Origin of the sequence: Ancylothrix sp. D3o, from assembly GCF_025370775.1 — a bacterium.
GTDB lineage: Bacteria > Cyanobacteriota > Cyanobacteriia > Cyanobacteriales > Oscillatoriaceae > Ancylothrix.
On record NZ_JAMXEX010000026.1, the window covers coordinates 14,073 to 36,630 of the forward strand.

General features: G+C 43.3%; 22 protein-coding genes. 12 read left to right on the forward strand and 10 right to left on the reverse strand.

Annotated elements, in window-relative coordinates; genetic code table 11:
- Positions 1–24: 24 nt before the first annotated feature.
- Positions 25–645 (reverse strand): DNA-3-methyladenine glycosylase, encoded by a 621-nt coding sequence (locus tag NG798_RS23620; protein WP_261226170.1) that lies wholly within the window; start codon positions 643–645, stop codon positions 25–27.
- Between the two features lie 124 nt (positions 646–769).
- Between NG798_RS23620 and NG798_RS23625 the strand changes: the two genes are divergently transcribed.
- On the forward strand, positions 770–892 hold the full coding sequence (locus tag NG798_RS23625) for a hypothetical protein (protein ID WP_261226171.1): 123 nt from the start codon (positions 770–772) through the stop codon (positions 890–892).
- 310 nt (positions 893–1,202) lie between these two features.
- Here NG798_RS23625 and NG798_RS23630 read toward each other — a convergent pair whose 3' ends face one another.
- On the reverse strand, positions 1,203–1,733 hold the full coding sequence (locus NG798_RS23630) for a hypothetical protein (protein ID WP_261226172.1): 531 nt from the start codon (positions 1,731–1,733) through the stop codon (positions 1,203–1,205).
- 181 nt (positions 1,734–1,914) lie between these two features.
- On the opposite strand from NG798_RS23630, the gene NG798_RS23635 reads away from it, so the two are divergent.
- The 4 genes from NG798_RS23635 to NG798_RS23650 all read left to right on the forward strand — a co-directional run bounded on the left by NG798_RS23635 (position 1,915) and on the right by NG798_RS23650 (position 6,864).
- Positions 1,915–2,475 (forward strand): shikimate kinase, encoded by a 561-nt coding sequence (locus NG798_RS23635; protein ID WP_261226173.1) that lies wholly within the window; start codon positions 1,915–1,917, stop codon positions 2,473–2,475.
- Positions 2,476–2,571: 96 nt separating this feature from the next.
- Positions 2,572–3,468, forward strand: coding sequence for an acetylglutamate kinase (gene argB, locus NG798_RS23640; protein WP_261226174.1), 897 nt, complete (start codon positions 2,572–2,574; stop codon positions 3,466–3,468).
- 207 nt (positions 3,469–3,675) lie between these two features.
- Positions 3,676–5,166, forward strand: a complete 1,491-nt coding sequence (locus NG798_RS23645) for a hypothetical protein (protein WP_261226175.1) — start codon at positions 3,676–3,678, stop codon at positions 5,164–5,166.
- A gap of 675 nt (positions 5,167–5,841) precedes the next feature.
- A complete protein-coding gene (locus NG798_RS23650) occupies positions 5,842–6,864 on the forward strand; it encodes a sensor histidine kinase (RefSeq protein WP_261226176.1) in 1,023 nt (340 codons plus the stop codon).
- Between the two features lie 13 nt (positions 6,865–6,877).
- Here the strand turns inward: NG798_RS23650 and NG798_RS23655 are convergent, their stop codons facing one another.
- Both NG798_RS23655 and NG798_RS23660 read right to left on the reverse strand, forming a co-directional pair.
- A complete protein-coding gene (locus NG798_RS23655) occupies positions 6,878–8,110 on the reverse strand; it encodes a recombinase family protein (RefSeq protein ID WP_261226191.1) in 1,233 nt (410 codons plus the stop codon).
- An 84-nt stretch (positions 8,111–8,194) separates the two neighbouring features.
- On the reverse strand, positions 8,195–8,554 hold the full coding sequence (locus tag NG798_RS23660) for a VOC family protein (RefSeq protein WP_261226177.1): 360 nt from the start codon (positions 8,552–8,554) through the stop codon (positions 8,195–8,197).
- A gap of 604 nt (positions 8,555–9,158) precedes the next feature.
- Between NG798_RS23660 and NG798_RS23665 the strand changes: the two genes are divergently transcribed.
- A complete protein-coding gene (locus NG798_RS23665) occupies positions 9,159–10,196 on the forward strand; it encodes a WD40 repeat domain-containing protein (RefSeq protein ID WP_261226178.1) in 1,038 nt (345 codons plus the stop codon).
- A 77-nt stretch (positions 10,197–10,273) separates the two neighbouring features.
- On the opposite strand, the gene NG798_RS23670 is transcribed toward NG798_RS23665, so the two are convergent.
- From NG798_RS23670 to NG798_RS23690, 5 genes are all read right to left on the reverse strand, one after another.
- A complete protein-coding gene (locus tag NG798_RS23670; protein ID WP_261226179.1) occupies positions 10,274–10,786 on the reverse strand; it encodes a molybdenum cofactor biosynthesis protein B in 513 nt (170 codons plus the stop codon).
- A gap of 189 nt (positions 10,787–10,975) precedes the next feature.
- On the reverse strand, positions 10,976–11,314 hold the full coding sequence (gene psb28, locus NG798_RS23675; RefSeq protein ID WP_261226180.1) for a photosystem II reaction center protein Psb28: 339 nt from the start codon (positions 11,312–11,314) through the stop codon (positions 10,976–10,978).
- An 85-nt stretch (positions 11,315–11,399) separates the two neighbouring features.
- Positions 11,400–12,983, reverse strand: a complete 1,584-nt coding sequence (locus tag NG798_RS23680) for a DUF1565 domain-containing protein (protein ID WP_261226181.1) — start codon at positions 12,981–12,983, stop codon at positions 11,400–11,402.
- Between the two features lie 170 nt (positions 12,984–13,153).
- Complete coding sequence (locus tag NG798_RS23685; RefSeq protein WP_261226182.1) at positions 13,154–13,741, reverse strand: hypothetical protein; 588 nt, start codon at positions 13,739–13,741, stop codon at positions 13,154–13,156.
- A 177-nt stretch (positions 13,742–13,918) separates the two neighbouring features.
- Complete coding sequence (locus NG798_RS23690; protein ID WP_261226183.1) at positions 13,919–14,149, reverse strand: DNA-directed RNA polymerase subunit omega; 231 nt, start codon at positions 14,147–14,149, stop codon at positions 13,919–13,921.
- Between the two features lie 563 nt (positions 14,150–14,712).
- Between NG798_RS23690 and NG798_RS23695 the strand changes: the two genes are divergently transcribed.
- On the forward strand, positions 14,713–15,495 hold the full coding sequence (locus NG798_RS23695) for a DUF2927 domain-containing protein (RefSeq protein WP_261226184.1): 783 nt from the start codon (positions 14,713–14,715) through the stop codon (positions 15,493–15,495).
- Between the two features lie 91 nt (positions 15,496–15,586).
- Here NG798_RS23695 and NG798_RS23700 read toward each other — a convergent pair whose 3' ends face one another.
- Positions 15,587–16,207 carry an SH3 domain-containing protein gene (locus tag NG798_RS23700; protein ID WP_261226185.1) on the reverse strand — a complete coding sequence of 207 codons (621 nt, stop codon included), beginning with the start codon at positions 16,205–16,207 and terminating at the stop codon, positions 15,587–15,589.
- A gap of 444 nt (positions 16,208–16,651) precedes the next feature.
- On the opposite strand from NG798_RS23700, the gene NG798_RS23705 reads away from it, so the two are divergent.
- The 5 genes from NG798_RS23705 to NG798_RS23725 all read left to right on the forward strand — a co-directional run bounded on the left by NG798_RS23705 (position 16,652) and on the right by NG798_RS23725 (position 22,004).
- Positions 16,652–17,374 (forward strand): GDSL-type esterase/lipase family protein, encoded by a 723-nt coding sequence (locus NG798_RS23705; RefSeq protein WP_261226186.1) that lies wholly within the window; start codon positions 16,652–16,654, stop codon positions 17,372–17,374.
- A 98-nt stretch (positions 17,375–17,472) separates the two neighbouring features.
- Positions 17,473–18,552: an ABC transporter ATP-binding protein gene (locus NG798_RS23710; protein WP_261226187.1), complete on the forward strand. Its 1,080-nt coding sequence runs from the start codon at positions 17,473–17,475 to the stop codon at positions 18,550–18,552.
- Positions 18,553–18,604: 52 nt separating this feature from the next.
- Positions 18,605–19,417, forward strand: a complete 813-nt coding sequence (locus tag NG798_RS23715) for an ABC transporter permease (protein ID WP_261226188.1) — start codon at positions 18,605–18,607, stop codon at positions 19,415–19,417.
- Positions 19,418–19,458: 41 nt separating this feature from the next.
- Positions 19,459–21,120: a Gldg family protein gene (locus tag NG798_RS23720; RefSeq protein ID WP_317619633.1), complete on the forward strand. Its 1,662-nt coding sequence runs from the start codon at positions 19,459–19,461 to the stop codon at positions 21,118–21,120.
- A gap of 80 nt (positions 21,121–21,200) precedes the next feature.
- Positions 21,201–22,004, forward strand: coding sequence for a DUF4340 domain-containing protein (locus tag NG798_RS23725; RefSeq protein ID WP_261226189.1), 804 nt, complete (start codon positions 21,201–21,203; stop codon positions 22,002–22,004).
- Positions 22,005–22,558 lie beyond the last annotated feature (554 nt).

Sequence of the window (22,558 nt, forward strand, 5' to 3'; positions counted from 1 at the left end):
TTTTCCCTAATCACTAATTACCTATCAACCAAATTGTGAAACTGCGGGACAGCGGGTGATATACCAGCGCCAGGGGAATTCTTTTCCTTGGGAAATACCGATGCGGGTAGTTTGGGTGAAGGTGATATTTTGATGGTCGAGATTTTGCTGGAATTCGTTTGTGCGGTGTTCTAACCAAAAAGGTTGTCCGTTGTCTAATTTTGTGCCGTTTAAACTAAGGTCAATTAGCAAGACTTTGCAAAGTTTTCCGGGCCCGGCTGCGGTGCGATGAAGTTTGCGGTTTTTTTGCAAATCTATCCAAGGGGGGAGAGTTTCTAATTGCAAGGCGCGAATTAATACGGCGCTGGGAATGTTTTGTTTATCGGTGACGATGTTGAGGCAATGATACATTCCGTAGATTAAATAAATATATGCTAATCCTGCCGGCCCAAACATTACTTCGTTGCGTTTGCTGCGTTGCCGGTAGGCATGACAGGCGGGATCTTCTGGCCCATAAGCTTCTGTTTCAACAATGGTACCTCGAATTAAAGTCCCGTCGGGAAATTGGCGGACTAAAACGCAACCCAGCAAGTCGGGGGCCACTTCTGTTGATGGACGGGCTAACCATAAATGGTCTACAATCCGGTTAGAATGAGTGGGATTCATGGTGTTTTACACCGGCACCGATGCTGCTTTAAACTTCTATTGTAGCAGGTAGTATAAAGCTGTGGTGGGTGTGCGGATGAATGCGCTTGAATCTGTTGTTTGAAATCAATTTTGGGAAGAACAAATGGACGTTAAATTAATTTTGGTAGTTTTGACTGGTGTGTTTACGGTTGCCTGTCTGTTTTTTGGCACGAAAAACGGTTTCTATGATAGTGATAATTATCATGGAAATGGTTCGGCTCACTAATTAGGTTTGTTTGTTTAGTACAGAGGACACAGAGGATTTTCTCTGTGTTTTTTTGTGTTTATAATTCACTGCAAAACCCCTTTGTGCTGCAACTGAATATACAGGTATTATGGAGGATGCTGACTAGATTGTGAATAATATTTTCTCAAATTTGTGTGATTACACTCAATAGCTAAACAGTGATGCGGGGTATTTCTTAGGACGGCAGGTGTAAGAAACCGGCCCTCTTTATAAAAGCTTTGATAGGATGGAAAAATTATCCCAGAAAAAGTTTCTGGGGTTAGGGTTTCCAATAATAAGTATAAAAAAATTAAGCCTGAGCGAAATAAAACAAACCGGCCACAGTGATAATTCCCACAATTAAAGCCAGCCAAATAAAGCGATTATCTTTTGTGTTGACTTGCGATAAGTCTAACGGTTCGCTTTCCGATTTTTGAGAGCGTTTTCCTGTAGAATTAGAATTACCACCACCGGCCCCTTTCGCATTGTTTTCGCTTCCCTCAAGGCCGGTTAAATCGGGAATTTCAACCAGCCATTCAGGACGACTTCTCAGTTTAGGCGCTTCCAAAATCGAGAGTAAACGTTTACTTTGTTTTCGTGTTTCAATGTGGGGATGGTTATTTAGTACCCTGCATAAAGCAAGCGCTTCTGAACGCTGATCCGCAGCTTCATAAGCCGTAACTAACCAAATTAAAATTTCTCCCCCTAAACGAGAGTTTCGATCCACCAGTTCTCGCGCTTTTTCGAGTTTCTGGACTGATTGCCGGTATTCTCCGCGCTCAAAGGCGACCTTGCCAGCTTGCAATTCAATTTTGGCCTGTTCTAAGATGTCTGAACTCATTTTTAAATTAGATAGATGCTGCACTTATTATAACAAACGCATTAATCAAAACCGGCCACGACAGGAAAAACTGTCTCTAAAAATTTCTAAATGTTAAAATAAGTAACTTAACAAAATTAGCCAAAAATTGTCTTAAAATGAGGTAAAATTAGGAAAAATCACTCAAGGAGAATAAAGGCCGGTGACGGATTTATTAAAAGGCGTGAATTTGTATTTAATAGGCATGATGGGAGCGGGAAAAACAACCGCAGGCCGACTATTGGCTGCCCAATTAAATTATCGCTTTGTCGATACAGATGAGATGATAGAGAAAGTAGCAGGAAAGCCGATTACAGAAATATTTGGCCAAGAAGGAGAAGCAGCTTTTAGAGAATTGGAAAGCAAAGTTTTAGGTGAAGTTGCTGCCTATAAAAATTTAGTGGTAGCCACCGGCGGCGGGATTGTTTTGCGGCGGGAAAATTGGGGTTATTTGCGTCATGGTGTCGTGCTGTGGTTGGATGTGCCGGTGGAACAACTTTATGCAAGAGTAAAAGATGATAACAGTCGGCCTCTGTTACAAGATCCTGACCCAATGGCAAAGCTGCAAAGCATTTTAGAAAGTCGGCAAAATTTGTATGCTCAAGCCGATGTGCGCGTCCGAGTCGAAGCCGGTCAAACGCCCAAACAAGTTGCCGCAGTTGCATTTGAGGAGATCCGCAAGGCGTTAAAACCAGAGCAAAGTCAGTCGGCGGAGTTAAATTAGTGAGAAATTGTCAAAATTTCAACAACTAAAAACATTGTTCACCGGCCCTTTGATCGGTAAACTCAATTTAATCCTATTTCTATCAATTGATCGCCCATGCTAACCGAACAAGAAATCACTAACTTAGATGATGCAACGCGGGTGCGAGTGCTTAGTGAGGCACTGCCCTATATTCAAAAATTTGCCGGTCGCACTGTTGTGATAAAATACGGCGGTGCAGCAATGAAAGACAGTTCGCTCAAAGATAAAGTTATCCGCGATATTGTGTTTCTCGCTTGTGTTGGTTTGCGGCCCGTAGTCGTTCATGGCGGTGGCCCAGAAATCAATAGTTGGCTGGATAAACTAGGAATTGAACCGCAATTTAAAGACGGTTTACGAGTCACAGATGCGCCGACAATGGATGTGGTAGAAATGGTTTTAGTCGGGCGTGTGAATAAAGAACTCGTTTCTTTAATTAATCAGGCCGGTGGTCAAGCAGTGGGGCTTTGTGGCAAAGATGGAAACTTGTTTGAAGCGCGACCAGAAGGCAAGGAAGGTATCGGTTTTGTCGGCGAAGTTAGCCAGGTAAATATTGGGCTTTTGGAATCTCTGGTAAACAATAAATATATCCCGGTGGTTTCCAGTGTAGCAGCCGATAAAAACGGTCAAGCTTATAATATTAATGCCGATACAGTAGCGGGTGAACTTGCCGCAGCTTTGGGGGCGGAAAAGTTGCTTTTGTTGACAGATACCGCCGGCATTTTGGAAAATTATAAAGACCCCTCCACCCTAATTCCCAAATTAGATATTCAACAAGCACGGCATTTGATTTCGACAGGTGTAGTGGCCGGTGGAATGATTCCAAAAGTGCAATGTTGCGTGCGTTCTCTGGCCCAAGGCGTGAAAGCCACTCACATTATTGATGGTCGAGTTCCCCACGCTTTACTGTTAGAAATTTTGAGCGATGCTGGTATTGGTTCAATGTTGGTGAGTTCAGAGTTTATTCGCAGCTAGTCTGTTTTTTTTAAGAAAGCCGGTTTATCCAAAAAATCGGCTTTTTTAAACCCAATCCCCTACCCCTTGTAGAAAATCTGTGATGCCTGAGTTTAAATTTCTTTAAATTATTATGACAATTTCCTGATTATGCTCTATAGTAACCGAGGATCGATGCTACGCATCGCACACCTGTAAACCCTCCGAAACAAAGGAGTTCAACAAAAAATGAACTTACCCGTCATTTTAGACATTGCCTTGGGCTTAATTTTTTCTTATCTGATATTAAGCTTACTTGCCTCAGAAATTCAAGAATTAATAACAACTATCCTCCAATGGAGAGCAGAACATTTAAAGAAATCCATTGAAGTGCTAATTTCTGGAAGTGCCGAAGAATCAACTTCAGAAGCTCAGACAGCCCGACACCTTGCTAACTCGCTTTATGGTCATCCTTTGCTTAGAGATTTAAACCAAGAAGCAAAAGGCTCAATAGAAAAAGGATTTCGGAAAATTAGCGGCGGAATTATTAATTTAATTCGCTCATTGTCTCCAAACAAACAAAACGTTTTTGGGGAGAAAAATAGTGGCCCCTCTTATATTCCCCCAGAAACTTTTGCCCGAACCCTCATCGATAAACTAAAAATCAAAGAACTAGCGCAAATGATCAGCTATGGGCGAGTTGAAAAATTCAAACAAGAAAACTTGCTGCAACAAATTGTCGAAATTTATCAAGACAGCGAACTCGCCGAAGAAAATAAACGGCCACTTCAGAAAGAGTTTGCCAAATTGGGAGAAAGCTTTGAGGAAATTTTGGCAGATTTTAAAGCCCAAAGAACTACCCTTGATGGCACAATTGACCGGCTGGCAATAAAAGTCGAGAGCTTTATTAAAAACTGCCAGTTGATATTACCGGCAAATGATCCGACACTGGAAACATTTTACAACCGGCTTGAAGTATTCCGGCAAGATAATTTCCATGAAAGTGAAAGAAAAGCCTTGCTTGCCAGCCTCAAACCCAGCCTCAACGAAGTTGTACAAATTATTGCCAAAAATCCCGTAGTGTACGCAGAATTTGAAAAAATATTTCAAGACAAAAACAGCCCAACCTATCGCGGTATTGTAGAAATAATTGACAGCTTACCACTAGCACTTAAACAAAGCCTGAGTGAACTTGCCAGCCGCGCCAAAACCGGCACATTGAACATCGAAGAAGACATCCGCAACTTACAAGAACAAGTTGAAACCTGGTTTGATCGTTCCATGACGCGAGCCTCTGGTGTTTATAAACGTAATGCAAAAGGCGTAGCGATTTTGATTGGTTTAGTCGTTGCAATAGTTGCCAATGCTGATACAATTCATATAGTCAGCAGTTTGTCAAAAAACTCGGCTTTGCGAGCCGCCATTAGCCAAAATGCTCAACAAATTGTTAGCAAAAATCCCGCTACTGATGCAACATCTCTAAGAGCATTGAATACCCAAGTCAGAAGAGCTTTAGACGATGTACCTTTACCCCTGGGATGGGGCGCACAAAATATCAGCGAACAGGCAGAGCGTAACTGGCAAATTCCCTATTTGCGACAATTTTTAGGATGGCTGATCAGCGGAATTGCAATTTCTATGGGTTCATCTTTTTGGTTTGATTTGCTGAGCAAAGTTGTTAATGTACGGAATGCCGGTAAAGACACTTATCCCAGCAAAAATGATAACTCCAACACTTAATTACAAGAGACAATAAAGCCAGAGAAAATTAAAACAAAACATGACAAAGCCAAAAAACCGGTTTCTAAATAATTTTCCAAGAAATCGGTTTTTTTGCCTGAGTCTGAACAAAAGTGTAGAGACAAGCCGACACAAATTTCATCTATGGGGAGGTAGCTTTTTTCATCGGTTTTATGCTAAAAAATCTCCTATCGTGCTAACAGCCCCACCGTTGGGGGTTCTAATGTTTTCTCAAACCAAAGACATAAACACATAAACCCCTGGTTTCATCGTGATCTCGCTCACAGTTAAACCATTGTATTTATAGATAAACTAATTATAAAAGCTGGATCGCTTAACCTAACTGTCTGCTTGCCCTCTCGATGGCCACACTGACGAAATCAATGAAAAAGCGCCCCCTTCCTTCTTGCTGTCGCCTTACCTCTAAGAGCGGGGGAGTGGTTGTAAATCGAACGGTCAACCGGCACTCATCGCCGTCTCCAACCGATCCTATTGCAGGTAGAGGTATTTCTTATAGCCTAGCTATTTCTTTTTACCCAAAAAATTTTATCATATTCTAGCCGCCCAAAAAACTTGAGTCAACCCCGGATAAAGTCTTTATTTAACAGCGCTAAGGTAGATTTGAGTGGCTGACCAAAAAGCCAGCACAGAAATAAAACGAAAGGAGATAAAAAAATGAACAACCTATTAACAGACCTAGAACACAGAAATGCAGCCCTAGAGCAAAAAGTTAAGGATCTCACAGAACAGATCAACCAAAAAGACAGGATTTTGGAAGAAAATCAGACAGAGTTCAACAGGCTAAAAGACCATTTGGTACAGATGGAAAAAATGGCAATGCTGGGTCAAATGGTCTCTGGAATATCCCATGAAATTAATAATCCTATCAACTTTATTTATGGAAATTTACCCTATGTGGAAGAACACATAGAGGCGGTTTTAAAAGTATTAGAAACCTATCAAAGCGTCTATCCATCTAAAAATCCAGCCCTAGAAAATGTACTGGAAGAAACAGAAATAGATTTTGTTTTGGAAGATTTGCCTCGCCTGGTGGAGTCGATGAAAGTTGGGGCCGAACGAATTAGAGAACTGGTCTTAAACCTGCGAAATTTCTACCGTTTGGATGAAGCACAAATGAAAGAAGCCGATCTCAATGCCGGTATTGAGAGTACCTTGGTAATGTTGCACAACCGCTATAAACAAAAAATAGAAGTTATTAAACAGTTCGGCGATTTGCCGCCGGTGGAATGCCACATCAACCAACTCAACCAAGTATTTATGAATTTACTCGGCAACGCCATCGATGCGCTTTTGGTAAAAGAATTACAATGCTGTGAAGAAAATAACAAAACTAGCGTTTCCGACAAGAAAAAAATTGCCATCACCACCCAAAAAATTGCCGAGGATAAGGTTTCCATTACCATCTCTGATAACGGATTAGGAATTTCCGCCGAAGTTAAAAACCGCGTCTTTGAACCGTTTTTTACCACCAAACCCATCGGCGTCGGTACCGGCTTAGGTTTATCGATTTCTCATCAAATTGTCACCCAAACTCATGGCGGAAAAATTTATTGTTTTTCCACCCCTGGCGAAGGCAGCACTTTTGTAGTAGAGTTGCCTATTCACCAGTCACAAAAACTCGCCCCTGAAAAACTAACAGAAACAAGCAATCACCTTTCTATGGCCAAGAAAAACTAACAGAAAAAGCAGCTTAAAAAATAAAAATAACTCGTAGCTTCCAGCTACCATTTTCACGGATAATTTCCACTTGGCTGATAAATTCTCGAAAATAAAACCGACGCTCTGATTCTGACAAATCTAGCCAAAACTGCTCTAGTGAAACCGCCTGAGCAATTTCGCGTAAATTTCCGGGTGGCAGTTGGGAAACTTGGCTTTGCAACTCAGCAATTTCTGTGCGGAGTTTGTAAGTTCGCAATTGTTCAGTTTCTCTATCTAAAATTCCGTTTTCCCTCAGCGCCGGCAACTGTGCAATAATTTGCTGTTTCGCTTCAATTTCAGCACATAATTTTTCTTTCATACCCTCCCGACGCGGCATTTTTAAACCCCCGACTGCACGGGGTAAATCTTCACAAATTGCTTCAATTGTTTGTTTCAAAATTTCTTCATAAAGCATCGATTTACACTTAGGCCGGTTCGGGCAATTTGTTGGACGTAAATAAAGATATTCTCGCTCTTTGCGATACGCCGTTACCCGCACCACCGTCATCGCCGAATCACAATTTCCACACACCACCAACCCAGAAAGCGAACGAGGAGAACTGGCAGTACGCGGTGGCAAAGATTGATTGCGGCGTAAAATTCGCTCCACCTGCGCCGCTTCTTCCCGTGAAATAATCGCCAAATGAGTATTAGAAATTACCTCACCATTTTTAAAGGCTAAATCCCCTCGATAAACCGGATTTGTTAACCATTTCCGCCCCGTAGCTACCGAAATTTTTTTACCATATTTTTGCTCTAAATAACGCACCGCACCGCGCAAAGAACCATAAAGCAAAAAATGTTCAAAAAAATCTTTCACCACCGGCGCCGCACTGCGATCTAGCACATAACGGTCTTTAGAACGCCGATATCCGTAAGGCGGTTTTCCGGGTGGCGGTAAAGCCTTGATACGGTTGCGAGCGTGCCCTTGGCGAATCAACCGGCTGCGTTGATTTTGCTGAATTTCACTAATAAATTTCAACAAATCTGAACGTTTAATTTCTTCTTGAATTATAAACTCCGATTCAATGGCAACAATTTTTAACCCTAACAATTCCAGTTTCGCCAAAACTTCGCAAACTTCTTGCACCGTATCCCCTAATTCTTCTAACCGGCGAATTAATAAATACTCCGCCCCCTCCTTTTTGCAATCTTTAAAAAGTTGCTTGAGTTGCGTTCGTTCCCCTAAATCAGTATAAATTTTATCAACTTCCCACCCCCACATCTCAGGAGCAGGTAAAGTTTCTAGGAGCGGGTCACTATAGGAATAAGCAATAATTTTATTATGGTTAAACTTTACCAAAACCCCTCACTCGCTCAACTCAATAATATTCCCATCCGGGTCTTCTGTAAATAAAGCCGGTCGTCCAGAAGCACTCATCTGAAATTCGCACCCACAAGCAACTAATTTTTCTTTTGCCGCTTCCAGATTTTCTACTCGTAAAGCCAAATGCCTATTGCGTCCCCACTTTTGCTCATCAACCCGATCCGCCGGCACTTCTGAAGCCACAATTAAATGAATTTGACAATCGCCAATTTCATACCAAATCCCCGGAAACTTTAGAACCCGCTCAACTTTTTTCAATTCCAAAATCCCGCTATAAAAATCCGCAGAGCGTTCTAAATCACTCACCAAAATAGCCGTATGGAGGTATTGAGTTACTTGCATAGTTTTCCTAGCAAAAATTGACCTTAAAAAAGCTTAACAACAAAATCTTTATTAACCCACCCTAATCAATCGGCTAATTATACCACACAGATTAGAAAACCGTTCAAATATTCCCTCTAAAAAAACAAATCTTTAACATAAAAATAACAGCCGGTGATTTCCCCTACCCAACCGCATCTATCAATCGGCCTCGTCAAAGCTCTCCTCCAAGAGAGATTTTCAGCAGCGGCTTGTGGCCCAAACAACGATTTCCCCCTCAGCGAATAAAAATTAAATCAGGGGCGATATGTGAGAATATTTATTTTATCGGGAACACTAAAAGAGTAGAAAAACCGCCAGCACACTCAGTTACAACCACAGCTACGAGTCGGTGACATCTTATTTATGTTGCCCAGCCAGAATAATTGTAATAAAACCTTACAAAAACCCAACCCCCATCAAAATATCCTCTTAGCCAATCAGAAATATTTTGCAACATTCTCAAGGGCGAAAGATCCAAACCTTGAGCTAAAGTAAAACAAAGACCAAATCCCTCTTGTCAGACTTGCCCTGGGTTGAAAAAAGCTTCTCAAAACCATTTATTACCTAGCACCCGGAGATAAAAATGAAAGAAATGCAGCCAGAATATAACTTCCATAAAGCAAATTTATTGCCCACGCAGCCCTTAATATTCGCCGAAAAAAATACAGGCTTTTATAGCAATGACTTACTGGTTAAAGACTTAAATACCACTCTTGAAACTCTCCCCTTAAAATGCCTTAAAAGCCTTATTTACCACGAAGACTCTGTTTATGATATAGTCTTAAGCTCGGATAAAAAAATCCTCTTCAGCACCGGCGCAGATAGCACCATCCAGCAGTGGGATACAGACACTTACCGCCGCCAAAACTCCCTCACCGGCCCCTCAGATGAAATTCGATGTTTAGCCATCAGTCCCGATGGAAAAACCCTAGCCAGTGGCAGCGATGATTGTCAAATAAACCTCTGGGATCTCAACACCAATACCTGCAAAAAAACCCTGGCCGGTCATACACAATGGCTTGCATCCCTCGCCTTTAGTCCAGACGGAAAAAGCCTCGCCTCCGCCAGCTACGACAGCACAATCAAAATTTGGGATGCCAAAAAAGGCAGCCTCAAACAAACCCTTGAATCACATCAAGACGCCGTTTTTTCTATTGCCTTTAGTCCAGACGGCAAAACCCTCGCCTCCGCCAGCCGCGACAACACTATCAAACTTTGGCAACTCACCACTGGCTGGCTGCCAAAATGGAAAGTTCTCCAAACCTTAGAAGCACATACCGCCTCTGTTTTTGAAATAACTTTTTCCCCAGATGGCAAATTTCTCGCCTCTGCAAGCCGCGATCATAGCGTCAAAATTTGGAACCTAGAAACCGGCCAACTTTCCACCAACCTACAAGCACATTCCGACTGGGTAAATTGCATTGCCATCAGCCCCGATGGAAAACTTCTTGCCAGTGGAAGTGCCGATAAAACCATCAAAATTTGGGATTTAAACACCGCACTCTTAAAAACCACCCTCATCGGGCATACCGGCGAAGTTTTATCCCTTACTTTTAACGATAACAAAACCCTCATTAGCGCCAGTGCTGATAAAAGCATTAACTTTTGGCAAATTGATTAATAAAAAATTAATCAACCTTTGCCCCTACTTTTTCTAATAACACCTCCTCGCACCCTTCTTTTCCATCCCCATGAATTTCAGCTATTTTTACCTTGATTCAACTGCCCAACTAAATGAATTAATTCCGGTAAAATTAACTTTTCTAGTGCCAATTTAACCGCTCCCGAAGACCCCGGAATTGAAAACACAATCTTCTGGGAATAAACCCCAGCAATTGCCCGCGAAGCCATCGCCCGCGAGCCAATTTCCTGGTAGCTCAACCAGCGAAATATCTCCCCAAATCCGGGTAAAGTTTTGTCTAACAATCCCGCAAGGGCATCATAAGTAGTATCTCGCGGTGCGATGCCGGTGCCACCATTAAAAATTAAAACATCCAGATCAGAAACACCGCTCAACTCTTCTAACTTTGCCTGAATCAAAATCGGTTCATCTTTTAAAATTGCATAAGCCGTCACTAAATGGCCGGCCTGTGTAAGCAACTGTTGAATTAACTGCCCGCTTCGATCAGTTTCAGGCGTTCGCGTGTCACTAACCGTAATTACTGCACAATTGACCTTGATTTTTTCTGTGTCTGGGTGAGGAGTTGGCATAAATTTTTAGATTAGCGCCGCAGAAATTTTCTTTATTTAAAAAAGCACAAATTAACGCCGTTTCCAACGATAATTTATTAATTTTATCCAATTTTTTTAATACTTATTATTGCCTAAACAAGCGAGAATTAAGAAAAAAATTCTTAATTCCCCTTGCGAGGAGTCCTTAGCTGGCGATGTATTTCCACCTCACGAAGACTTCGTAAAGCCTAAACCCTTTTCCTCAGCATAACGCTCCATAAACCGCATAAAACGCTCCCAAGCTTCAGGCGTTTTCATAACATAAATTGCCTCAAGGGCGGAAGCTTTGCCATTAACAAATTTTGCCTTAACTTCCCGCGTTGAAATTTCCCCTTCCTCATCAATCATATACATCCCAGTAATCTCATCGGTACTCTCTTGGGCGAGAGCTTTGGGATCTTGAAAATAAAAAGTAGCGGTGCCGTTTCTGCCATCCTTTGAACGCGTAAGACGAACATCCGGCACCACATCTTCGATGATTCCTCTGGAAAACTGTATTTGAGCCATAATTGCGCCATTAAACCTTTGATAATGCCAACCCTATCATCCCATCTTAGGGGTCAACAGCGCAAACTCAGAACCCAAACACCGGCTAACCGGCCACCACAATGTAACTTGAATTAACCGCCTCAGCTTGTCCCACCGCCACCAACGACTGATAAACCAGCGCCGCTATTTCTGCACGGGTGATATCGCGCAGCGGATTAAGGGATTCCAAATAAGGATGATTCACCACTATATTTTTCTCGGTTGCAGTTGCCACCTCATCGGTTGCATAACTGGGAATTTGAGCCCGATCACTATATACAAGCAGCGAATTTGGGTTGCCACCAACCAGCGCCAAACCATTAATCAAAGACACAATTGCCTGGACTCGTGTTAAGTTTTGATTTGGGCGAAACGTCTTGTCAGGAAAACCAGAAATAAACCCCATTTCGCTTGCTTTCTGAATTGCTGTTGCTGCCCAAAAAGAAGCCTGTACATCTGAAAAAACCGTCGCCGTTCTTTTAGCAGGAAGATTAAAAGTTTTCGCCAGCAACGCCGCATATTGAGCGCGAGTTAAATTCGTTTGGGGCTTAAATGTTCCATCAGGAAAGCCAGTAATAAAGCCTTTGGCGACCATTGCGCTAATAAATACCTCGGCCCAATGACCTCTAATATCCGTTAAGCCTGTGGGGGGGATGGGGCTAGGCGACGGACTGGGCGTGGGGCGGGGCGTGGGTGTTGGGGTGGGAATAGGTGTCGGAGTTGGCGTGGGGATAGGTGTGGGTGTTGGCGTGGGAGCCGGTGTTGGCCCAGGTGCCGGCACCACATTGGCAACTAAATCAATATCGCCTTTTATTTTGACAGGGTTAACTTGATTGCCGGCAGAAATAAGCTGTCTTGATGTCGCATTTTGTAAATCAAATTGCGTGTTATCTCGTAAGATATTTCCCCCCGGATCTTGGCTGCTGCCAAAATCGGGAATAGCGGTGCCAATGACAGTAATGCCATCTTGTGTATTCCGTTCTACAAGATTTTTTCGTAACACCGGCCTTGCTGTTCCAGAAATAACCATCCCACAGCGATTTTCTCTGATCTGGTTATCTGCAACCAAGGGCGCTGAATTTTCGCCAATCGCTAAAGCATAGCCAGTTGCCCGAAACACATTCCGCCGCACTTCTCCTTTGGCGTTTTTCACAAAAGAAATTCCGTTTCCGCCGTTTTGTGCAAATACGTTGTCGGTGACAATTGGCTGAGCAGTGCCGGTGGCATACACGCCTTCGCGTACCGAGTTGGTAAAGGTGTTGTTGACAATGGTGGGTGCAGTTGACTCTACCCAGACGCCGGTGCCACTACTGGCGCGGTTTGTTACCGTAACTCCCCGCAGTTGGGCTTGGTTATCCAGCCAAATTGTAATATTTTGCCGGCCAAAAGTCGGGCTATTGTAGGGTGCGCTTCCTTCAATGACGATGCTGCTTCCTTTGCTGGTTTCGCTTCCCAGCAGGGTAACACCGGCCGGTATAACCACAGGAAAAGCCTCCCCAGAGGCAGCGTTATAGGTGCCGGGGTTGAGTTGGATCGTCGTGCCGCTACTTGCTTGTTGCAGAGCGCGGTAAATTGTTTTAAAAGGCGCCGATTGAGTACCAGAATTAGTGTCTTTGCCGGTACTTGGGTTAACGTACACAGTAGCCATAAAGCTTTATAAGTCCTTTGTCGATTGTCATTAGTCAATTGTGAGGGCATCTTTTGTCGATTGTCATTAGTCAACTGTGAAAGTGTCCTTTGTCGATTGTCATTAGTCAAAGGAAAAAACCAATGACAATTGACCAATGACTAATGACTAATAACAATTGACCAATGACGTTATTTCAGCAAGTCAGAACCGGTACCCGGAGGAGCCACCGGCGGCGTTGGGGTTGGTGGCGGTGCCGGTTGATTAGTTGAGGGGGTTGGGGCCGGTGTTTGCGTAGTTTTAGGGCTGTATATACCGACAAGAGTATTGACGAGAATTTCTCTTTGGGCCCGGTTTAGTTTACTAATGGCGGCTATATCCCCTTCAATGGGATTCTCTCTCAAAGTGTCGTGCCCCGGATACAGGCTTTTTTCTATGCGTTCGTTCACACCCAGATAGTCGGCTAGAGTATGTTTCCAGTCTAGGCGGTAGATGGCCGGCCGGCCTTTAATGAATAAGTGATAGCGGATAAACCGGCTCGCTAGAGTGTTGGTTTTGTCGATTTGGCCGCTTTGTCGGTTCGTGTAGTTGTTTTCTGTTGGCAAATCCGGCAGCAATTTATAAACTTGTTCGGCTGCGTTTTGCAGGGGGATTCTTTGGGCAAATACCGGTGGAGTATTGTTTGTACCGCTTAGGGGCACCACTCCACCGGCCACCAAGGTCAGCATCAGGCTGGTTGCCGCTGCTATTAGTATTTTCCAATACCGTTGTTTAGCCATTCCTGAGCCTTTTCTTTTCATCTCCACAGCCTATATCATATTTATTTGTATTCGTCAATGCTCTATTTAAGTAATTTCTGGATGGGAGACAGCGTTTTGAGGGAGAAAAAGCCGTTTGATCTGAATTCAAATAACAAACGAGCGTGGATTTTTCCCTCAAACCCATGCAGTCAAGCCCTAATCTCCGATAATCTCAGGTTGAGTGAGTTCATCGGACATTTCCATAATGGCTCGCAAAACCGGCTTCATCATTGGGTCGTCTGGGTGCTCGTAATCTTCATAGCGCCGGCGTTTGGCGCGATTTGCAACTTGTACAGTGATCCGATAACGGTTAGAAGAATTACAGATCAAGTCTTCTGCTTTTCGCATTAGCTGCGTGGTGTCGATATTATTTATGCGTTTGTGCATGGGTTGGTTTCTGCTCTGGCCAGATTTAACACTGCAAATATTTTAGCTTTCTATTGTGCCATATCAAAAATCTATGATTGCAGCCGGTCGTTGCCGGTTAGTTGTTCCAGTTGCTTGTTGTTTATCCTGAAGTGGGGATTGCATTGCAGTAATTTTGTTCGCCCGTCCTTAGTCTTTTGTCAATAGTCTCTTGTGAATTGTCAATAGTCCCTAGTTTTTTGTAAATTTATAATCATTGCTTTTCCCCCTGATTAATACTCACTGACAATTCACAAGTTGCTTTTCCCCATCACAATTTAACGTCTCCAAAAATGACTTCCCAATTCTAGCGCCGTAAATATTTTATGTGGGTTTTTCGAGATATCTAATCAGAATCCCAATTAGCATAAATCTTTATAGTGGTTGGGCCAATTTATTCTCTCAAGGGTGCGGATGCTTAAAGCAGAAATGACCAATTTAGGAGCCATCCCACTCTTTGGTGCCGGCGGATCATACGCCGCCCTAAACTTTTCACCCCTGACATGACAACTAAAAACGAATCACTTTTGACAAATGACAAAATTATGATTAAACTCCAACCTTTTATCTTTGCGGCTATTGCCTTGGTAGCGACAACAACCGGTTTAACTGTTAAAGCATTTCCTCAGCCGGAGTTTCTGAAATCCGACATTTCCCGCACTGCCTATCAAGCTATTTCCCCAAAGTCTGCTTTTTTGTCTGCCGAGCAGATTGATTATTTTTTAGAAGTCGCAATGGGTTCAGAATTTCCAGCCTCTAATGGTGTGGTTAGAAAATGGCAGGGAGAAATTAGAATTCAGGTACAAGGAACGCCAACGCTTGAGGATATGAATACAGTTCGTAGCGTAATCAAGGAAATTAATTTTTTAGCTGAGGGGAGTATTTATTTGCGTGTTGATGAGCATAATCCTAATATGAAAATTTATTTTGTTCCCGAAGAGGAATTTGCGGAATATGAGTCAAATTACCAGCCGGTTAATTATGGTTTTTTTTGGACATACTGGAATAACAACCAAGTCATCACCAGGGGAAATATTTTGATTAGCACAGAAGATGTGACGCAAAAAGAACGCTCTCATCTGATCCGAGAAGAGTTAACTCAATCTTTGGGCTTGATGAGAGATTCTTCTCGCTATGAAAACAGTATTTTTTATCAAGGTTGGACGGATGTTAATGAGTATTCTCAAATCGATAAAGTTTTGATTCAAACACTTTACCGGCCTCAAATTCAACCAGGGATGAGTAGGGAGCAAGTGCGACAAGTTTTAATGGGTTTGCTTCCTGCACAAAATCCTCAACAACGTCTGACTTATCCAGGTATGAAATAAACGACAGTTCCCGATTTTGCGAGAATACAAAACCGGGAAAAGTTATCAGCACAATTTCTTTCGGGGCTTAGAGTTATCAGATTTGATAAAATTAGCGAATCCAACGCGAGGAAACCCAAGCACCGTTGCTAAGTTGAGCCCAACTACCACTATACCGGCCCGTCAAAGAGATGCGGCTTCCGTTGGCCAAACTGCCAATGATAGAACCGCCTGGGCCATTTCGCATCAACAAGGCACTGCCGTTGGTGGCGACACGATTGCCACCGCCACCGCCACCACCGCCGCTGCTACCACTACTTGCAACCCAGTTGCCGGCAATCCAGCCGCCATTAGAAAGCTGAATCCAGCCATTAGAGACGCGCCCGGTGGTGGAAACTGTTGTGCCATTGGATAAGCCGCCAATCACACCATAGCCGGTGCCGGGGCCGGAACGAATGCGGAGTGCGCTGCCATTGGTGGAGACTTTGACGGGACGACTGCCACCGCCACCGCCACCACCGCCGTGATGGGAACTGCCGCCACCGCCACCGCAGCTAGCGGCTTGGGCTTGTTCGGGGGCTGTTGTGAAAACCATTAGTGAGAGAATCATGCCTGCAAGACCGATCCAAGCTGAACTGGGAAGTTTTAATTTAATCTCATCAAGTGAGCGCAGTTGTGGCGGGTTAGGGTCTTCGTAGGCCACCGTCAAGTGAACGAGCGCTAGGGTTTCCATGACTTTCTCCTTTGCCTCAGATTGGTTTGGTTAAACTGTGTTGTAGATGCTTACCAACAATCAAAAAATCGCTTATGTGTTTTTTCACACATATACAAAAATACTCAAGCTTGTATCTTTTATAGATATCCGTAATTTTTCGGAAGCTCGGTAAAACTATTATTACCTCTCGAAAAGCTGCTGAAAAGAGAAACAACGTAAAGTTTAATGGCGAAAATCCCGTGCGAGCGCACTGGTTGAGGTGGAAAGCAGTTTATAGCGCCTTCTGGATGTTAAAGCAACCTAGAAATTGTGTTGAATTCCGTATTGATTCGGGCTGAAATGGGCCTTGCCTATTTGCTGTTTATGTATATTATTGTATTTTAATTAAGAATTGAAACAAAAAAAGCTGCGATCTTGACTAAGAATAAGGCTCTTTAAACGTTTTTGAAATGGGGGTCATAGATGCAAACACTGGTAAATTCTGTTTCTAAATCGTTACCAAAAGCGAAAAGCCAACCGCTGAAGGTGATCGCGTTGGGAGATAGTCTGGTTTATGGCTATGGAGATCCAGAGGGAGGCGGTTGGGTAGAACGGTTGCGTCGCTGCTGGATGTATTCTGGAGATACGGGTCATGTTTTATACAATTTGGGGGTGCGGGGAGATCGGGTGCGTCAAGTAGCGAACAGGCTTGAAATCGAGTTCCGCCATCGGGGAGAGTTGCGTAATCGGGTACCCGATGTGCTGATTTTGTCAGTGGGGGTAAATGATTCGGCTCGGATTGGCCGGCCCGATGGACGAAATTATACAGAGTTAGATATTTTTCAAAAGGATATAGCAGTTTTGCTGGATTTAGCACAAAGCTTGTGTCCGGTAATTTTTGTGGGGATGGTGCCGGTGGATGAACTGCAAATGCCGTTTTTAGATACTTTTTACTATAATCTCGCCGATCAGTTCCGCTATAAAGAAACGACAAAACAAGCTTGTTTAAGCCGGCAGATCCCTTATTTGGATATTTTTGATTTATGGATGGAACGGGGAGAGGATTGGAGGCGGTCGCGTTTGTGCGATGATGGGTTACATCCAAATGTGGCCGGTTATAAATCTTTATTGCAAGATGTATTTAGTTGGGAGCCGATTGCCAGTTTGGCAAAAGTCTCCGATACAACTAGACCGGCTCTTGGATAATCATCACTGGTAGGGATTTTTCCAATTTAAAAGCCTTAAATTATTAAATAGAAAATCCCCCGAAATCTCCCTTCTAAAATCTAAAATCTAAAATCCACATGATAGAAGTTGAAGGTCTAAGCAAACTCTACGGAACAACTCGCGCCATTGAAGACGTAAGTTTTACTGTTGAGAAAGGCGAAATCTTAGGATTTTTGGGGCCGAATGGTGCCGGGAAAACCACTACAATGCGAATATTAACCGGCTACCTTCCAGCCACTAACGGAACGGCTCGGATAGCAGGTTATGAAGTTCACGAAAATTCAATGGCAGTTCGCTCCAGAATTGGGTATTTGCCAGAAACGCCGCCGTTATATCCAGAAATGACGGTTAGCTCATTTTTGTATTTTGTGGCCAGTTTAAAAGGAGTGCCGGCTGGCGACAGAAAAGAACGAGTAGAAATTGCCTTGAAGCGCTGTAATTTACAAGAGAAAAGAAATGTTTTAATTCGCAAACTTTCTAAGGGTTTTAAACAGCGCGTGGGAATTGCTCAAGCAATTGTACATGACCCGCCGGTGATAGTTTTGGATGAGCCAACAGTGGGGTTAGATCCGCGTCAAATTATCGATGTGCGGAATTTAATTAAAAGTCTGGCTGGGGAACATACGATTATTTTGTCTACCCATATTTTGCCGGAAGTCAGCATGACTTGCAGCCGTGTTGCTATTATTAATAAGGGTCGGGTGGTGGCAACAGATACCCCAGAAGGATTGATGGCACAATTGAGTGCCGGGTCGGGTTATGAATTGGAGATAAATTTAACAGAGAAAGAAGATTTAGAGGCAATGGTTATTCCGAGTTTAAAAGCTTTGCCGGGAGTGAGTTTTGTTGAAGCCGTTTATGCGAATTTACCCGAAAATCGCCAGAAATTGCGAATAATTTCTGAGCAAAATAGAGAACCCGCCCCGGAAATTGTGGCTGCGTTGGTTAGTGCCGGTGTTGGATTGTATGAAATGCGGCGCACCAAAGCAAGTTTAGAAGATGTGTTTTTGGAAGTTACAACGGAGGAAAAAAGCGAAAATCTGGTGGGGAATGGTGTTGAAGATAAGAAGGTTATAGAAGATGCTCCACCGGATCTAATTTCTGAAGATAAAAAGGTAGTCACCGATGATGATGTAGAATCAGACCTTTGGGCATAAGAAAGTCAAAAGATAACAATTTTGACTTTTGAGTTTAGGAGAAATCAATTAAATGAAAGTGATCATGGGTAATTTAATTGCAATTTATCGGAAGGAATTGCTGGGTTATTTTGTTTCGCCTTTAGCCTATGCAATAGCGGGTATTTTTTGGCTAATTGCTGGGTTCTTTTTTGTGGCCTTGTTGTTGGGGCCAGATGGGATTATTTCTCAAGCCGCGATGTTAGATGTGCAGAAACAACAAATGGGAATTACGGGACAACCACTGGATGTTGCTTATGAATTTTTACAGGCTTTTTTGCGGGTAATGGGTTCAATGTCTTTGTTTATTTTGCCTATTCTTTCCATGGGGTTATATGCGGAAGAACGCAAGCGGGGCACTTTAGAGTTGTTGGCAACTTCGCCGGTGACAAATTGGGCTGTTGCGATTGGTAAGTTGTTGGGTGTTGTAACTTTTTTTGCGACACTTTTACTGCCTATAGCGGTTTGTGAAATCATTGCCTTAAGCGCGGCAAAACCGGCTTTTCCAATATCTTTGGTGTTGGTTGCTCATGGGGGTTTGTTGTTGTTGGCGGCTAGTGTTTTATCGTTGGGAATGTTTGTTTCTTCGTTGACAGATAGCACAATTTTGTCGGCAATTTTGACGTTTGCTGTGGTGTTGTTTTTGTGGGTGATTGATGTGGCGGCAAATGCCGTAGGTGGGCCGGTGGGGGCAGCTTTAGGCCATTTATCTTTGTTAAAGCATTACTTTAATTTGCTCGGCGGAGTTGTGGATACGAGCAGTTTAGTAATGTTTGCCAGCTATATAACGTTGGGGATTTTTTTAACGGCTCAATCTATCGAAGCTTTGCGCTTCCAGCGGTCTTAGTTTTGGAAAAATAAATTTCAGATAAGGAAGGGCAAAAAGTTATGACAATGGCAACAAAAAATAAATATTGGAAATATGCGTTTTGGGCCGGCCCTGTGTTAATTTTAATGGGGCTAACGGCGGGTGTGGTTTCGGGTTCTTGGGTGCCGGTGCCGGTTGGTTTAGTGGTTGCTGGGATTGTGAGTTTGGGTGTGTGGTTTGTATTGCAAATGAATGATGGTGATTCTTTATGGGGTCAAAGATCGACGGTTGCAGGGACGAATGCTTTGGCTGCAACACTATCGGTTTTGCTGATTTTAGGTTTGCTTAATTTTATGGCGGTTCGCTATCCGGTGCGGGTAGATTTGACGGAAAATCAGCAGTACACTTTAGCGGCACAATCTCGGCAGTTAGTGAGAAGTTTAAAGCAGCCGGTGAAGGTGTGGATTTTTGACCGGGGGCCGGTGCCTCCTGATAAAGAATTGCTGGAAAATTATCGTCGAGAAAATAGCGGTAATTTTAGTTTTGAGTATGTAGATCCGCAAGCGTCGCCGACGTTGGCACAGCAATATGGTGTGACACAGTTTGGGGAAGTGCATTTGCAATCAGGAGAGCGGAAGCAGTTTTTGATGAATGTGGATCAGCAAAGCCGGTTAACAGAATCAAGACTAACGAATGGAATTGCACAAATTACGAGCACTGGCACGAAAAAGGTTTATTTTTTACAAGGTCATGGGGAGCATTCTTTGAGTGCCGGTCAGGGTGCAATTTCGGAAGCGGTGAAAAATTTACAAAACAAAAATATTAGCAGTGAGCCGCTTTATTTAGCTGAGAAAGGACAAGTGCCGGAGGATGCGGAGGCTGTTATAATTGCCGGCCCGGATAAAGCGTTATTTGAGGGAGAAATTAAGGCGTTAGAGGATTATTTGAACCGGGGCGGGAGTTTGATGGTGATGGTTGATCCGCAGGTTGATCCAAAGTTAGGTAGTTTGCTGGAAGATTGGGGGGTGAAATTGGATAATCGGTTAGTGATTGATGCGTCTGGGATTGGTCAGCGGATTGGTTTTGGGCCGGCGGAACCGTTAATTACAACCTATGGGGAACATCCAATTACGAAAGATTTTCAGGGTGATTATTCGGTGTTTCGTGGGGCCCGTCCTTTAGAAATTCGTGCGATTGAAGGAATAGAACAAACACCTATTTTAGTAACAAATGAGCGCAGTTGGGCAGAAAGTAATCCTCAGAAACAACCTTTAACTTTTAATGAGGATAGTGATAAGAAAGGGCCTTTGGTTTTGGGTATCGCGCTAACTCGTAAGGCTGGGTTTGAAATAGAGCCGGCTGCGAAATCTTCCCCGGCACCGACGGAAAAGCCATCTGCTAATCCAACGCCATCACCAAGTCCAAAAGCAATAGAATCACCTGCGGCTAATCAAAAGCCAGAGGTATCTTCTGGGGAGTCACGTTTGGTGGTGATTGGAAATTCAAATTTTACCAGCGATGGGGCGTTTGAGCAGGGTTTAAATGGTGATATTTTTCTAAATTCTGTTGGATGGTTGAGCAATCAAGAGGCCCAGTTGCTATCAATTCGTCCGAAGGAAGTAACGAATCGGCGGATTAATTTAACGGCCCAGCAAGGGTTAATTTTAGGGTGGATGGCTGTGGCTATTTTGCCGTTGATTGGCTTACTTTCGGCTGGGCTTTTGTGGTGGAGCCGCCGGTGATTGTGTTGAATTTTAAATTTAAAGGAGGTTGGGTTTAACAACCAAACCTCCCAAACCTTAAAAACCAAAGCTATTGAGTTATGAAGATACAGAAAACTACGTTGATTTTGATGGTTTCTGCGGTGCTATTGGGTAGTTTTGTTTATTTCTATGAAGTGCAAGGATCTCCCAAGAGAGAGCAGGTGAAGGCAGAACAGCAGCAACTTTTTAAGTTTAAGGAAAGTGATGTGCAAGCTGTGACGTTAACCACGCAGAAACAAACGTTGAAATTTGACCGGCAAGGTGAAAAAGAGCCGGTATGGATGTTGCAGGTGATGCAACCTGTTTCTTCAACTTGTGAGGCACCGGCACCGAAAGAAACTGATAAGAAATCGGCGGTTTGTGAAGCGCCTTCTGCTGCTAAAGTGTTGACGACTTCTCCGGCAGCGGTGGCGAATAATGATAAAATCCCGGCTTCGGATGCGTCGGTAGCGTATTTGTTGAATTTAGTTGCCTCGGCCAAGTTTGACCGCAAAATTACAATGAGTGAACCGCAAAAACAGCGGCAAGAATACGGGTTAGATGCGCCTTTGGCGACGGTGGAAGTGAGGTTAAAAAATCAGCAAAGTCACCGTTTAGTTTTGGGAAAGCCTGATTTTAATAAGAGTTTTTTGTATGCTCAAGTTGATCCCCCTGCGAATGTGTCGAAAGCGTTAGATGTGGTGTTGGTGCCGGCGGATTTTCAGAATGCGGTGGATAGGCCGGTTTCTGAGTGGAAAAAGGAAGAAGCTAAGCCAAAATCGGAGGAGAAGTCAGAGGAAAGTAAGCCGCTTGGGAAGGAGAAAGAATCAACAATTCCGGCAAAAGATAAGCAAGGTAATAAGGAGAAAACGCCTACACCCTAAAACAAAATGGTTGAAAGGCCGGTGGGATGCCGGCCCTACACTTTCAGTTAAAATAAATGCTTGGTTTGTATTCGCGCAAATGTTGCCGGTTTAAAGATAACTGCTACCAGCATAAAATGTGGGGGAAACAATTAACTCAATTCTTTTCTCCCTCAGCGGCTTTAGTTAAAGCTAGAAAAATTAATTTTTTTATTTAAAAAAGCTGTTGAAAAGTATTTTGCTATTTCTTCAAAGCTTGCAAAGCTTGCCAACCTAAGAATAAAAATCCCAGAGTACCAAAGAGGGTTAACCCAAGAGGAAACAACTCGGCTGTATTAAATTCACTCATAGCACACCTTTAGTAACACTACTATGATTCATTGTAAGCTAAGTTGCGTGGGAGAGACGAGGATTAAATAGAAAGGAATGGGGTTATGGAGGGAAGAAATCAGCACTTTAAATTGTCAAAAAACAAGCCCCTACTCTGATGATGAGAGAGTAGGGGTTTGTGTTTGTTAAAAGAGCCCAGGCACCGAGCTATTGTTCCAGACGGCTACCCGTCAAGTATCTTGGCC